Annotated in this window: 12 protein-coding genes and 1 tRNA gene; 8 read left to right on the forward strand and 5 right to left on the reverse strand. The window is 68.0% G+C overall.

Translation table 11 applies throughout. From position 1 onward, the window contains the following. Positions 1-5: 5 nt before the first annotated feature. Entirely contained in the window at positions 6-1,175 is a 1,170-nt protein-coding gene (locus BSP_RS09970; protein WP_054765751.1) for an MFS transporter, read from the reverse strand. Positions 1,176-1,278: 103 nt separating this feature from the next. Here BSP_RS09970 and BSP_RS09975 point away from each other — a divergent pair, with 103 nt between their 5' ends. Continuing rightward, a complete protein-coding gene (locus BSP_RS09975) occupies positions 1,279-2,175 on the forward strand; it encodes a LysR family transcriptional regulator (RefSeq protein WP_152950252.1) in 897 nt (298 codons plus the stop codon). 62 nt (positions 2,176-2,237) lie between these two features. Here the strand turns inward: BSP_RS09975 and BSP_RS16225 are convergent, their stop codons facing one another. After that, a complete protein-coding gene (locus BSP_RS16225; RefSeq protein WP_194166955.1) occupies positions 2,238-2,774 on the reverse strand; it encodes a hypothetical protein in 537 nt (178 codons plus the stop codon). A 187-nt stretch (positions 2,775-2,961) separates the two neighbouring features. On the opposite strand from BSP_RS16225, the gene BSP_RS09985 reads away from it, so the two are divergent. Continuing rightward, entirely contained in the window at positions 2,962-3,828 is an 867-nt protein-coding gene (locus tag BSP_RS09985) for a 50S ribosomal protein L11 methyltransferase (protein ID WP_152950253.1), read from the forward strand. Between the two features lie 18 nt (positions 3,829-3,846). Then, complete coding sequence (locus BSP_RS09990; RefSeq protein WP_152951114.1) at positions 3,847-5,652, forward strand: aminopeptidase P family protein; 1,806 nt, start codon at positions 3,847-3,849, stop codon at positions 5,650-5,652. Positions 5,653-5,654: 2 nt separating this feature from the next. On the opposite strand, the gene BSP_RS09995 is transcribed toward BSP_RS09990, so the two are convergent. Beyond that, positions 5,655-7,391 carry a patatin-like phospholipase family protein gene (locus BSP_RS09995; protein WP_152950254.1) on the reverse strand — a complete coding sequence of 579 codons (1,737 nt, stop codon included), beginning with the start codon at positions 7,389-7,391 and terminating at the stop codon, positions 5,655-5,657. Positions 7,392-7,476: 85 nt separating this feature from the next. Here BSP_RS09995 and BSP_RS10000 point away from each other — a divergent pair, with 85 nt between their 5' ends. The 5 genes from BSP_RS10000 to BSP_RS10020 all read left to right on the forward strand — a co-directional run bounded on the left by BSP_RS10000 (position 7,477) and on the right by BSP_RS10020 (position 11,422). After that, the gene (locus BSP_RS10000; protein WP_054765757.1) at positions 7,477-8,889 is read left to right on the forward strand and encodes an FAD-binding oxidoreductase; all 1,413 of its coding nucleotides are present in this window, start codon (positions 7,477-7,479) and stop codon (positions 8,887-8,889) included. 15 nt (positions 8,890-8,904) lie between these two features. Further along, entirely contained in the window at positions 8,905-9,618 is a 714-nt protein-coding gene (locus tag BSP_RS10005; protein WP_152950255.1) for an HAD-IA family hydrolase, read from the forward strand. 115 nt (positions 9,619-9,733) lie between these two features. Next, positions 9,734-11,023 carry a dicarboxylate/amino acid:cation symporter gene (locus BSP_RS10010; protein ID WP_054765758.1) on the forward strand — a complete coding sequence of 430 codons (1,290 nt, stop codon included), beginning with the start codon at positions 9,734-9,736 and terminating at the stop codon, positions 11,021-11,023. Between the two features lie 56 nt (positions 11,024-11,079). Next, positions 11,080-11,154: transfer RNA gene (locus BSP_RS10015), tRNA-Val, on the forward strand. A 55-nt stretch (positions 11,155-11,209) separates the two neighbouring features. Further along, complete coding sequence (locus BSP_RS10020; protein ID WP_054765759.1) at positions 11,210-11,422, forward strand: hypothetical protein; 213 nt, start codon at positions 11,210-11,212, stop codon at positions 11,420-11,422. A gap of 83 nt (positions 11,423-11,505) precedes the next feature. Here BSP_RS10020 and BSP_RS10025 read toward each other — a convergent pair whose 3' ends face one another. Further along, a complete protein-coding gene (locus tag BSP_RS10025; protein ID WP_152950256.1) occupies positions 11,506-12,723 on the reverse strand; it encodes an LL-diaminopimelate aminotransferase in 1,218 nt (405 codons plus the stop codon). A gap of 155 nt (positions 12,724-12,878) precedes the next feature. Continuing rightward, on the reverse strand, positions 12,879-13,070 hold the full coding sequence (locus tag BSP_RS10030; RefSeq protein WP_054765761.1) for a hypothetical protein: 192 nt from the start codon (positions 13,068-13,070) through the stop codon (positions 12,879-12,881). Between the last annotated feature and the right edge of the window lie 98 nt (positions 13,071-13,168).

Consider the following 13,168-nt stretch of genomic DNA (forward strand, 5'->3'; position numbering starts at 1 on the left):
GGACGTCAGCAGGTGGCGGGGGCCGCCACCGCTGTCCGCTTGCGGCTTAGGAAAAGGACCAGCAACAGGCCCAGTCCGGAAGCGACGGCTCCGGCCAAGGACACGGCTGGATAACCGAGGCCTCCTGCGATGACCGCTCCGCCCACGGCCGCGCCGATGGCGTTGCCCAGATTGAAGGCGCCGATGTTCATCGCCGAGGCCAGGTTGGGCGCATCGCCGGCGGCGCCCATGACCCGCACCTGGAGCGGCGGCACCAGGGCGAAGCTGGCGATCCCCCACAGGAAGACCAGGATCGAGGTCGGGACCGCGAACGGCATGGCGACAGCGAAGGCGACCAGTATGGCGGACAGGGAGGCCAGGGTCACGATCAAGGTCCGGTCCACGGACTTGTCCGCGAACTTGCCGCCCAGCCAGTTGCCGAGCGTCAGGCCCAGCCCATAGGTCACCAGCATGGCGGTGACGAAGCCGAGCGAGGCGTGGGTCTGCTCGCGCAGGATAGGGGCGATATAGGTGAAGACGGTGAACATGGCGCTGGAGCCGATCACCGTCAGGGCCAGTGCCGCCAGCACGGAGCCGCGACTGAGGACGCGCAGCTCGGCGGCGGTGTTCCCGCCGGTCGGGGCGGGCAGGTTGGGCAGGGTCAGGCGCAGGGCGGCCATGACCCCCACGCCGATGGCGGCGATGCCCCAGAAGCTGGCGCGCCAGCCCAGGGCGTCGCCGGCCCAGGTCGCCAGGGGCACGCCGACGACATTGGCGATGGTCAGGCCCATGAACATGGCGGCGACGGCGCCCGCCTGACGGTTCGGCGGGACCAGGCCGGCGGCCACGATCGAGCCGACGCCGAAGAAGGCGCCGTGGTTCAGCGAGGTGATCACTCGGGCGACCAGCAGCATCGAATAGTCGGTCGAGATCGCCGACAGCAGATTGCCGACGGTGAAGATGGCGGCGAGACCGATCAGCAGGGCTCGGCGCGGCATGCGGCCTGTGGTCAGGGTCATCAGCGGCGCGCCCAGCATGACGCCCAGGGCATAGGCGCTGATCAGCAGGCCGGCCGTGGGAATGGAGACGCCGAGATCGGTGGCGATGACGGGGAGGAGGCCCATCGGGGCGAACTCGGTCACGCCGATACCGAAGGCGCCGGCGGCGAGGGCGAGCAGGGGAGGATTGAGTTTCATGGTTGTCCTTCGGCGATGTCCTTGTCCAGGCGCACAGATGGACGGCGATCCGCGCGAGCGTTAGGCAGGCTTCAGGCCAAAGATTTTTGATCTAGACGCACAGATGCAGACAACCGGCGTGGACCGCGCGAGAGAGATGGAAGTGTTTGCTGCGGTGGCGCAGAGCGGCAGTTTTTCGGCCGCAGGCCGTATGCTGGATTTGACGCCGTCAGCGGTCAGCCGGACCATCGACCGGATCGAGGCGCGGCTGGGCGTGCGGCTGATGCTGCGGACCACGCGGGTGCTGACGCTGACGGCGGAGGGCCAGACCTATCTGGCGGCGGCGCGTCGGATCCTGGCCGATCTGGACGATGCCGAGCGGGTCATCTCCGACCAAGGGGCGCCGCGCGGACGGGTCAGGGTCAGCGCGTCCCTGGCCCACGGTCGCCAGCGTGTCGTGCCCCTGCTGGGCGAGTTCGCCCGCCTGTATCCGCGTATACTAATCGACTTCAACCTGACCGATGTCGTGGTCGATGTGGCGGCGGGCCAGGCCGATGTCGCCATCCGGTTCGGACCGCTGGCCGACAGTCCGCTGACGGCGCGCCGACTGGGCGAGACGGGGCGGACCATTGTCGCCTCGCCGGAGTATCTGGCGCGACGGGGCGCGCCGCAGGTCCCGGAGGATCTGCACGATCACGACTGTCTGAACTTCAATTTCCGTCGGGCCGAGCCGGTCTGGCCCTTCCGGCGCGACGGCCGGGATTACGCCCTGACGGTGAGGGGACCGATCGAGGCCAACAATGGCGAGACGCTGACGCAGCTGGCGCTGGCCGGCGTTGGGGTGACGCGAGTGGGCAATTTCAGCGTGGCGGACGCCATCGAAACGGGGCGGCTTGTCCCGCTGCTGGAAGCCTTTAATCCTGGTGATCGCGAGCCGATCCACGCCGTCTTTGTGGGCGGCGCCAATATGCCGGCTCGGGTAAGGGTCTTCGTGGACTTTCTGGCGGAACGGCTGCGCTGAACCGGAAATCGCCGGACGAGCGGACCCGTCCGGCGAGCTTCAGTCTCGACTGCGATTTGAACTCAGCGCTTGCCGAAGATCAGATCGCCCAGCTTGGCGAAGAAGCTCTTTTCTTCCGCCTTCGGCGCGGCGGCCGGGGTCGGAGCGGCGGGCTTGGGCGCTTCGACCGGCTTGGGCGCCGGGGCGGCGGCGGCCGGCGCCGCGACCGGAGCGGGCGTGGGAGCCGCGACGACGGCCGGGGCGGCAGGCTTGGGCGCAGCGGCCTTGGCGGTCGGCTTCGCGGCTGTGGTCTTGGCGGCGGGCTTTGCAGCGGCGGGCTTGGACGCCTTGGGCGCGGCGGCCGGAGCGGCCTTGGGCTTGGCGGCCGCCTTGGGGGCGGCGGTTTTCGGAGCAGCGGTCTTGGCGGCGGTGGCCTTGGGCGCAGCGGTCTTCGCAGCGGCGGCCTTAGGCGCGGCGACCTTGGCGGCCGGCTTCGCAGCCGGGGCCTTGGCGGCGGGCTTGGCGGCTGCAGCCTTGGGGGCGGCCGTCTTGGCCGCAGGCTTCGCAGCGGCGGGCTTGGTCGCCTTGGGCGCGGCGGTTTTCTCGGCGACGGCCTTCACAGCGCTCGACTTCGGCGCGGCTTTAGGCTTGGAAGCGGCGGTCGCCGGTTTCGGCGACGCAGGTTTAGACGTAGACGGTGACTTGGCCATGTATTCCCCGACCCCTCGGTTAGTTAAAAAGCCCGGCGGCGTCGGGAGGACGAAGCGCCGGATCGCAACGATTCGCCATCTTAGCGGTGTTTGAGAAATGTCCGAGTCCGCAGTTCAGATAATCGCACGCGGTTCGCGCGACAGCGCAGAGGCCGCCGCCGCCGCCATCGACGCCGATCCCATGCTTGAGGGCGCGACCTATTCCATCCTGGAGGAGGACGAGGATCGCAACCTCTGGCGCATCGACGCCTTCCCGACGACAGAAGACGAGGTCGAGGGGCTGAAGGCGACCCTGGCCGACTATCCCGTCACCGTCACGGTCGAGAAGCTGGCCGACGCCGACTGGCTGGCCATGTCGCTGTCGGGCTTGCCGCCGGTCCGGGCCGGGCGCTTCTTCGTCTATGGGGCGCATGACGAGGGACGGGTTCCGCCCAACGCCGTCAATCTGAAGATCGACGCCGGCGCCGCCTTCGGCACCGGCCACCACGGCACGACGGTCGGCTGTCTGGAGGCCTTCGACGACCTGCTGAAGCGCGAGCGGTTCGAACGGGTGCTGGACGTCGGCTGCGGCACGGGCGTCCTGGCCATCGCCGCGGCCCGCACCGGCAGCCGGATCGCCATCGGCACCGACATCGACGCCCCTTCGGTGCGGATCGCCAATGAGAACGCCGCCCTGAACCAGGCCCACGCCAGCTTCGTCCACGCCTCGGGCCTGAACGACCAGCGGGTGAGAAAGCACGGACCCTATGATCTGGTCTTCGCCAACATCCTGGCCCCGCCGCTGGTGGCCCTGTCGCAGGACATCAAGACGGCGCTGAGCCTGGGCGGGGTCGCCATACTGTCGGGCCTGCTGCGGACCCAGGAACGTCGGGTGACGGCGGCCTATACGTCGCGCGGATTCCGTCTGGAGAAGCGCATCCATCACGACGCCTGGAGCGCCCTGGTGCTGCGGCGAATGGGCTGAGGAACGAGAGACGAGATGATGCGCCAGACCTTCGACGAGACCACCGATCCGTCCTTCGGGGCCAAACACCTGCCGCTGTTGCGCGCCGAGATGGCCAAGCAGGGGCTGGACGGCTTCCTGATCCCGCACGAGGACGAACACCAGAACGAATATCTGCCCGACGCCAACGAGCGGCTGGCCTGGGCCACCGGCTTCAACGGCTCGGCCGGGGCGGCCGTGGTGTTCCAGGACCGGGCCAGCATGTTCACCGACGGCCGCTATACGGTGCAGGTCAAGGTCCAGACCGATCCGGCCCTGTTCGAACGGCGCGACCTGAACGACGTCGCCGCCTATCTGGAAACGGCCAAGCCCGGCCAGGTAATCGGCTATGATCCGCGTCTGCACAGCCCGGACGCCCTGGTCCCGCTGAAGGCGGCGGCCCAGAAGGCGGGGGCGGAGCTGAAGCCGGTCGAGGCCAATCCGCTGGACCTGGCCTGGGGGGCGGATCGTCCGGCCCAGCCGACCGCTCCGGTCGTCCCGCACGAAGACGTCTATTCCGGCGAGCCCCATGCGGCGAAGCGGGCGCGGATCGGTCGGGCCGTGGCGGACGCCGGCGCCGAGGCCGTGGTTCTGACCGCGCCCATGTCGATCGCCTGGCTGTTCAATGTGCGCGGCGGCGACGTGATCCGCTCGCCGTTGCCGATCGGTCAGGCGGTGCTGGAGGCCGACGGCAAGGCGCGCCTGTTCCTCGATCCGGCCAAGGTGACCAATGAACTGCCCGGCTGGCTGGGCGACGACGTGCGGCTGGAGGCGCCCGAGCGGCTGGGCGAGGCGCTAGATGGCCTGGCCGGCAAGAAGGTGATGATCGATCCCGCCCTGTCGTCCGCCTGGTATTTCGACCGGCTGGAGCAGGCGGGGGCGACGGTGGTGCGGGCCATGGACCCCTGCGCCGTTCCGCGGGCCGCCAAGAACGCGGTCGAGATCGAGGGGAGCCGACGCGCCCATATCCGCGACGGCGCCGCCCTGGCCAACTTCCTGCACTGGGTCGGCACGGTCGCCCAGCAGACCCTGCCGGACGAGCGCGAGGTGGTGGAGACCCTGGAGCGGTTCCGCGAGGCGACGGGCGCCCTGAAAGATCTGAGCTTCGACACCATCGCCGGGGCCGGGCCGAACGGCGCCCTGCCGCATTACAAGCCGGTCGGGGCCACGATCCGCAAGATCGAGAAGGGCTCCCTGCTGCTGGTGGACGGCGGCGGCCAGTATCTGGACGGGACGACCGACGTGACCCGCACCATGGCGGTGGGCGAGCCGACGGCGGACCAGCGTCACAAGTTCACCCTGGTGCTGAAGGCCCATATCGCCATGGCGACGATCCGCTTCCCGGCGGGGACCAGCGGCATGGCGCTGGACGCCATAGCGCGGGCGCCGATGTGGGCGGCGGGGCTGGATTACGACCATGGGACCGGCCACGGCGTCGGCTCCTATCTGGGCGTCCACGAGGGGCCGCAGCGGATCGCCAAATGGGGCACCAGCCAGCCGCTGCTGGAGGGGATGATCCTGTCCAACGAGCCCGGCTATTACCGCGAGGGCCATTGGGGCGTCCGCATCGAGACCCTGCAGGTGGTGACGCCGGCCGTGGTTCTCGAGGGCGGCGAGCGGCCGATGCACGGGTTCGAACAGCTGACCTTCGCCCCGATCGACCGCAAGCTGATCGACGTCGATCTGCTGACCCCGGACGAGCGGGCCTATGTCGACGCCTATCACGCCGAGACCCTGGCCAAGGTCGGCCCCCTGGTCGAGGGCGAGGTGCGGGCCTGGCTGGAAAAGGCCTGCGCCCCGCTCTGAACTTACAGGTCGAAGGCGCGGGATCGCCGCCGCAGGTGGGTGACGGGAACGGGCAGGTCCGCCAGGGCCGCCCGGGTCGCCGCGTAGCCTGAGGCGACCGGCTCCTCATAGGCCTTCCAGTCGCGGATGTCGGTCCCGCCGGTTCGCGGCAGGATCAGGACGTCGGCGGCGGCGCGCGACTGCTCCATCTCGGCGTCGGTGGTGATGGTGGCCGAGCGCATCAGGATGGAGACGATGGGCGGGCCGGCCTTCCAGGCGCCCGACAGCACCCATTTCCACCAGGAGGGGGGATTCTCCAGGGCGGCCGGATCGACGCCGCGGGTCTGGGACATGTCCACGCCGATGAGGGGGCCGTTGTTCAGCTGGCGCATCACGCTGGTGGGGAAGTTCTTCAGCACCGCCCCGTCCACCAGAACCTGGCCGTCCATGACCACGGGCGGAAGGACGCCGGGAATGGCGATCGAGGCGCGCATGGCCCGGCGCATCAGGCCCGCGCGATGAACCTCGATCCGGCCGGACGTCAGGTTGGAGGAGACGCAGAAGAAGGGCAGGCAGAGATCGGCCAGATCGGTGTCGCCATAGGCCCGCTCCAGCAGCCGGGCCACCTTGCGGGCGCGCGACATGGCGATGATGGGAAAGGCCAGGTCGGACAAGGGGTCGGATTCGACGAAGGCGCGACGGATCTCGAAGTCCAGCCGCTCGAACGACCAGCCCATGGCCGGTCCGGCCGCCACCACCGCCCCCATGGAGGCGCCCCCGACGAAGTCGATGGGGACCCGGGCCTCCTCCAGGGCCTTGATCGCCCCCATGTGGCAATAGGCCCGCGCCCCGCCGCCCGATAGGACCAGGCCGACCGCCGTGCCCGTGATGACGCGGGCCATGCGGTCTGAATCGGTCTCGACTCCCTCGACGCAATGGAACCAGCGGTCCGGCTGGAGCACATTGAGCCAGACGCGAGTGTTGGCCGGCCGGTTCATGCGCGGATCGCGCAGCAGGATCAGATCGGTCAGACGCCGGCCGTCGCCGAAGCCCATACGCCGGGGCAGATCCGACGGCGGGGCCAGAAGCCCGCTGCCGACGATGAACAGGCGATCGACCTGGCGGGCGCACAGCTCGGCCCAGGCCTTCTGGTCCAGTTCGGCGACATAGAGGACATAGTCGTGGTCGTCCTCGACCCGGCTGAACCATTCGGCGGCCGAGCTGAGAGCCGACTGATCGATCACCTTGCAGGTGAAGCCCATGGCCTGGACGCCCGCCGCGATCCGTTCGACGAAGGCGCGGATCGGGCGCGGGCGGGCCGAGACGAAGCCGAAGACGCTGGGCTCGGCGGCGCCCACGGCCCGCTCGCGGGCGCGATGGATCATCAGGCGCGACAGTTCGACCAGCAGATCCGGCTCGGATCGAGCGGCGTCGAAGAAGGCTTCGCGCGGCAGGGCCAGGATTTCGGTGTCGCGCAGGGCGACCACGTCCGCGGTGTGCGGGGTGCCGGCCACCATGGCCATTTCGCCGACCGGCTCTCCGGGCCGGATGACGCCGACCAGCTGGGGCGGCTGATCCGTCTCGACGTGAAACACCCCCAGCCGGCCCGAGCGGACCAGATAGAGGGTGTCGGACGGATCGCCCGCCGCAAACAGCCGCTCGCCCCCGGTCAGGGCGAACCAACTGGCGCGATCGATCATCGGTCCTTCGAAGATGCGCGCCAGGGCGACGGCCAGGGTGTCGGGACGAAGCGGAGCCATGGCGTCTTGTACGGCAGATAAGGGAGGAGGTGAAATGGCGCGAAAACGCCTTTCAACCGATCGCGACGCCTGACAAAAGGGGCGAATGCCCCACGCCATTCCCTCGACCGCTGTCCTCGACGCGCTGAAGGCCGCCCTCGGCCCTGGCGGCTGGACCCAGGATCCAGAGGTCATCGCCCCGTCCCTGACGGAGTGGCGAAACCGCTGGACGGGTCATACGCCTATTCTGCTGACGCCGCGCTCGACCGAGGAAACCGCCAAGGCGATCGCCATCTGCGCCCAGTCAGGCGTGGCCGTCACCCCCCAGGGCGGGGGCACGGGCCTGGTCGGGGGACAGATCCCGTTCGGCGAGGTGTTGTTGTCCCTCAAGAAGATACGGGCCGTGCGCGACGTGACCCCCTTGGACGACGCCATGACGGTGGAGGCGGGTCTGACCCTGCTGGAGGCCCAGCAGGCGGCGGCGGCGGCCGGACGGGCCTTTCCGCTCAGCCTGGCGGCCGAAGGCTCGGCGACGATCGGGGGGGTGATCTCCACCAACGCCGGCGGCACCCAGGTGCTGCGCTACGGCATGATGCGGGACCTGGTCCTGGGCCTGGAGGCGGTCCTGCCGAACGGCGAGATCTTTCACGGTCTGAAGCGGCTGCGAAAGGACAATACCGGCTATGATCTCAAGCAGTTGCTGATTGGTGCGGAGGGCACCCTGGGCGTCGTCACTGCGGCCACCCTGAAGCTGTTTCCGATCATGCGGTCACGCGCGGTCGCCGTGGTCGCCCTGGAAACGGCTGCGGCGTCCATCGAATTGCTCGCCCGCGCCAAGGCTGAGACCGGCGGCGGGGTCGAGGCCTTTGAGTTGATGAAACGTCTGGGCATGGAGCTGGTGCTAAAGAACATCCCCGACACCCGCGAACCGCTGGACACGACGCCGAATTGGTATGTGTTGATCGAGATCGCGTCCGGGACGGCGGGGGGCGCCGAGGCCCAGATGGAGCGGCTGCTGGAAGTCGCCTTTGAGGAGGGGCTGATCACCGACGCCGCCATAGCGCAGAACGATGCGCAACGCGCCGCCTTCTGGCGGCTGCGTGAAGAGCATTCAGCGGCCCTGAAGCCCGAGGGCGGCGGGTGGAAACACGATGTCTCCGTCCCGATCAGCCGCATCGCCGAATTCATCGACGAGGCCACAGCGGCCGTCGAGCGCTTCCATCCCGGCGCCCGTGTCTCGGTGTTCGGCCACGTCGGCGACGGCAATCTGCACTACGACATCCTGCCCGGCGTCGGCGAGGATGTGGCGGCCTTTATCGGCCGCTGGAAAGAGGGCTCGCAGGTCGTTCACGACGTCGTCGGGCGTTACGACGGCTCAATCTCGGCCGAACACGGCCTGGGTCGGCTGAAGACCGAAGAGGTCAAACGCTACAAGTCGCCGCTGGAGATCGAGACCATGGCCGCCATCCGACGCGCCATCGATCCGCAGCGGATCATGAACCCCTCAGTTCTCTTCTAGACGGACAGGGCGACGATGAGCCTGCGTGACCTGGACGGCTGGACCGTCCTCTTCGATCTGGACGGCACCCTGGTCGATTCCGCTCCGGATCTGGTTGGAACCCTGAACCGTCTGCTGGTCGAGGAGGGATTGCCCCCTGCGCGACCCGAAGCGGCGAGGACCTTGATCGGCTCGGGCGCGCGCGCCCTGTTGGCGCATGGGTTCGAGGCGGCCGGCGCCGATGTGGAACGGGCCCGGTCCGATGCGCTCTTTGAGCGGTTCCTGGTCGATTACACCGCCCATATCGCCGACGGCTCGCGGGCGTTCGAGGGTGTCGTCGAGACCTTGGAACGCCTGGCCGAACGCGGCGCAGTCTTGGCGGTCGCCACCAACAAGCGGTCGGACCTGTCTGAACTGTTGCTGGACCGGCTTGATCTTCGCCGCCATTTCCTGGCCGTCGCCGGCCCCGATCGGGTCAGCGCGCGCAAACCCTCGGGCGCGCATCTGAAAGAGGCTGTGGCGATGGCGGGCGGTGACCCGGCCCGCGCGATCATGGTCGGCGACGCCGCGCCCGACGCCGAGGCGGCCCGCGACGCCGACATGCCCTGCATCCTGACCACCTTCGGCTACACGCCCGTGCCGGTGGACACCCTGGGCGGAGACGTCCTGATCGACGCCTTCGAAGACGTGGAAGAGGCGATCGACGGCATTCTGGCCGAGTTTTACGTAAGGCGGGCCCTTAAGGTCTGAAAGAGCTGCGCTTAAGCCTGTACGCAGGAAAACTGCGCCACGTTCGGGGACGACGACGGTTGCGGAACGGGGGGCCGATGGACAGATTGGCCCATCCCAGCCGAAAGCCCCCTTCATGATCTCCCGCTTCTTCCAGATTCCGCTTTGGCAGCGCACCTTCGCGGGCCTCGCCCTGGGGGTGATCGCCGGCCTGATTCTGCGTGAACGCGCCGAGACCTGGCTGCAGCCGATCGGCGACGTCTATCTGAACCTGATCCGCATGGTGGTGGCGCCCCTGGTGCTGTTCACCATCGCCAGCTCGATCGCCAAGTTGGGAGAAGGGGCGGGGGCCGTCCGCCTGGGCGTGCGCACCCTCGTCTGGTTCGCGATCACGTCGCTGCTGGCCGTGCTGGTCGGTTTCGCCTTCGGCCATCTGATCAATCCGGGCGTGGGCCTGTCGAACCTGCCGCTGGGCGAGGTCAAGGAAAGGGTCATTCCGACGCCGCTGGAGGTGCTGATCGGCGTCGTCCCCACCAATCCCTTCGCCGCCTTGGCCGAAGGGAAGGTGTTGCAGATCATCTTCTTCTCCGCCCTGGTCGGCATGGCTCTGGTCGCGCTGGGCGACCGGGCCCAGGGCGTGCGGCGACTGGTGGACGAGGGGGCGGCCGTCATATTCCGCATCACCCGCTGGGTGATCCAGTTGACCCCCATCGGCGTCTTCGGCCTGATCGGCTCCGTCGTCGGCGGCTATGGCTGGGAGGCGCTTCTGCCCCTGCTGAAGTTTATCGGCGCCATCTACGCCGCCTGCCTGTTCCACATACTGGTCGTCTATTCGGGGCTGCTGAAGCTCCACGGCCTGAAGGTCGTCAGCTTCTTCCGCGGCGCCTTCGCGGCCCAGCAGACGGCCTTCGCCACCTCGTCGTCGCTCGGCACCCTGCCGATCACCTTGCGTCAGACGGTCGAGCGGCTGGGCGTGCCCCAGGCTTACGCCGCCTTCGCCGTGCCTCTGGGCGCCAATGTGAAGATGGACGGGTGCGGCGCCATCTATCCCGCCATCGCCTCGATCTTCATCGCCCAATATTTTCAGATCGACCTGACCCTGACCCAATACATACTGATCGGCCTGACTGCGGTCTTGGGCTCGCTGGGGACGGCGGGGGTTCCGGGAACCTCGATCGTCATGCTGACCCTGACCCTGTCCACCGCCGGCCTGCCGCTGGAAGGCATCGGCTATATCGTCGCCATCGACCGGGTCATCGACATGATGCGGACGGCGACGAACGTGACCGGTCAGATGCTGGTCCCGGTCTTGGTGGCCAGGGAGGAAGGCATTCTGAACGTCGATATCTATGACGGCCACGTGGCCTGGCTGCCCGGCGATCCGGAGGCGGAGACGCCCGAAGCCGTTCAGGCGGCCGGAATCTGAAACGGACGCTTGCGCCGCGCGAGCGACCGGGCTATGTCGCCGCCTCCGCAAGGCATGGATGCGTAGCTCAGCGGGAGAGCACCTCGTTCACACCGAGGGGGTCACAGGTTCAATCCCTGTCGCATCCACCATCTTTTCCCTCATAGACGCCTTGCAGCCCAGCTTGCGAACGCGACGAGAGTGTCGATGCCGCAGATCAACGACACGGTTCATATCCGCTTCTCGCTCAGAGGTTTGGGCGGGCCCTTCTGGCAGACAAACGCCACCATCGCCTCGATCGGCCAGGGGGTGGCGCTGCTGGACGGTCTGGACCGGCAGGTTCCGGCGGCCGTGACGGAGCTGAAGCGCGCCGGGCCGAACCGCTGGACCCTGGACTGGGAAGTCAGAAGCCGGCCTTAGAGCCTGATCGGTTTCAGTGGAATCGCTTCGCGATTCCGCTGAAACCGTGAATCAGGCTCCAGATTAAAGCGAGAGCCTGATCCTCAGACGTCCGGCACGTCGCGTCCCGGCGGCACATTGACGCCCATCGACTTCAGATAGGTCTTGATGTTGCGCGCGGCCTGACGAATCCGATGCTCGTTCTCGACCAAGGCGATCCGCACGAAGCCCTCGCCGTTCTCGCCGTAGCCGACGCCCGCCGCCACCGCGACCTTGGCGTGGGTCAACAGTTGCTTGGAGAACTCCAGGCTTCCCAGGTGGGCGAGGGCGGGGGGCACGGGCGCCCAGGCGAACATGGAGGCGGCGGGCGTGGGGATGTCCCATCCCGCGCGGGCGAAACTGTCGATCAGGACGTCACGGCGGCGATGATACAGGGCGCGGTTCTGATCCACGATGTCCTGCGGACCGTTCAGGGCCGCGACAGCGGCCGCCTGGATCGGCGTATAGGCGCCGTAGTCGAGATAGGACTTCACCCGCGCCATGGCGGCGATCAGCTTGCGATTGCCGACGGCGAAGCCGATGCGCCAGCCGGCCATGCTGTAGGTCTTTGACAGGGAGGTGAACTCGATCGCCACGTCCTTGGCGCCCGGCACCTGCAGGATCGAGACGGTCGGCTTGCCGTCGTAATAGAGTTCGGAATAGGCCAGGTCGCTGATGATCCAGAGGTCATTGGCCTTGGCGAAGGCGACGACCCGCTCATAGAAGGCCAGGTCGACCGTCTCGGCCGTCGGGTTCGACGGATAGTTCATCACCAGAACCTTGGGGCGCGGCACCGTATAAGCCATGGCCCGTTCCAGACTCTCGAAATAGCGCTCGTCCGGCGTGGTCGGCACGCTGCGGATGGCGGCGCCGGCGATGATGAAGCCGAAGGTGTGGATCGGATAGGAGGGGTTGGGCGCCAGGACCACGTCCCCCGGCTCGGTGATGGCCGTCGCCAGACTGGCCAGCCCCTCCTTGGAGCCCATGGTGACGATGACCTCGGTCTCGGGGTCCAGATCGACGCCGAAACGACGGCCATAGTAGTTGGCCTGGGCCCGGCGCAGGCCGGGTATGCCCTTGGAGGCCGAATAGCCGTGGGCGTCCGGCTTTCGCGCCACTTCGCATAGTTTGTCGATGACGTGCGGCGGCGGCGGCAGGTCCGGATTGCCCATGCCGAGGTCGATGACGTCCTCACCGGCCTGACGGGCGGCGGCTCGCATGGCGTTGGTCTCCGCGATCACATACGGAGGCAGGCGCTTCATGCGATAGAATTCTTCGGACATCGGTCTTTGTGGGTGGAAGGTGAAGGGGGCGCAAGCGATGCCACCGATGCGCGCTTCATGAAACAGAAAGATGAAGGCTGACGGGCTTTATCCGCCAAAAACTTGTGACGCGGCCTCTCTCGCGCCGCTCCTACGCAAGAAGCTTGCGAGCCGGCCTAGCCGATGAAGACGCGCGGCTCCTCGCCGATACGCGCGGGCGTCGGTGAGCGGTTCTGCGGGCCTCGCCGCCGCCGCACATAGTCGGACAGGCCGCGCACCTCGGCCTCGGCGACCCCGTCGCGCTCCATCAGCCGACGCACGATGGGATCTGACAGCATCTCGTCCAGGGTCAGGTCGTAAGACGTCATGGCGCATCTCCGGCTCACGGTTCGCCCCCTCCGACGAGATGGGGCGGCCCTGTCAGGACGCCAGAGCCAGATGGCGATGTCGTGGAAATTTCACGGTC

This window comes from Brevundimonas sp. Bb-A, assembly GCF_009394735.1.
Classification (GTDB): domain Bacteria; phylum Pseudomonadota; class Alphaproteobacteria; order Caulobacterales; family Caulobacteraceae; genus Brevundimonas; species Brevundimonas aurantiaca.

Coding starts and splice junctions, on each gene's coding strand:
- BSP_RS09970 (WP_054765751.1), bottom strand. CDS start 1,175: ATGAAACTCAATCCTCCCCTGCTCGCCCTCGCCGCCGGCGCCTTCGGT.
- BSP_RS09975 (WP_152950252.1), top strand. CDS start 1,279: ATGCAGACAACCGGCGTGGACCGCGCGAGAGAGATGGAAGTGTTTGCT.
- BSP_RS09985 (WP_152950253.1), top strand. CDS start 2,962: ATGTCCGAGTCCGCAGTTCAGATAATCGCACGCGGTTCGCGCGACAGC.
- BSP_RS09990 (WP_152951114.1), top strand. CDS start 3,847: ATGCGCCAGACCTTCGACGAGACCACCGATCCGTCCTTCGGGGCCAAA.
- BSP_RS09995 (WP_152950254.1), bottom strand. CDS start 7,391: ATGGCTCCGCTTCGTCCCGACACCCTGGCCGTCGCCCTGGCGCGCATC.
- BSP_RS10000 (WP_054765757.1), top strand. CDS start 7,477: ATGCCCCACGCCATTCCCTCGACCGCTGTCCTCGACGCGCTGAAGGCC.
- BSP_RS10005 (WP_152950255.1), top strand. CDS start 8,905: ATGAGCCTGCGTGACCTGGACGGCTGGACCGTCCTCTTCGATCTGGAC.
- BSP_RS10010 (WP_054765758.1), top strand. CDS start 9,734: ATGATCTCCCGCTTCTTCCAGATTCCGCTTTGGCAGCGCACCTTCGCG.
- BSP_RS10020 (WP_054765759.1), top strand. CDS start 11,210: ATGCCGCAGATCAACGACACGGTTCATATCCGCTTCTCGCTCAGAGGT.
- BSP_RS10025 (WP_152950256.1), bottom strand. CDS start 12,723: ATGTCCGAAGAATTCTATCGCATGAAGCGCCTGCCTCCGTATGTGATC.
- BSP_RS10030 (WP_054765761.1), bottom strand. CDS start 13,070: ATGACGTCTTACGACCTGACCCTGGACGAGATGCTGTCAGATCCCATC.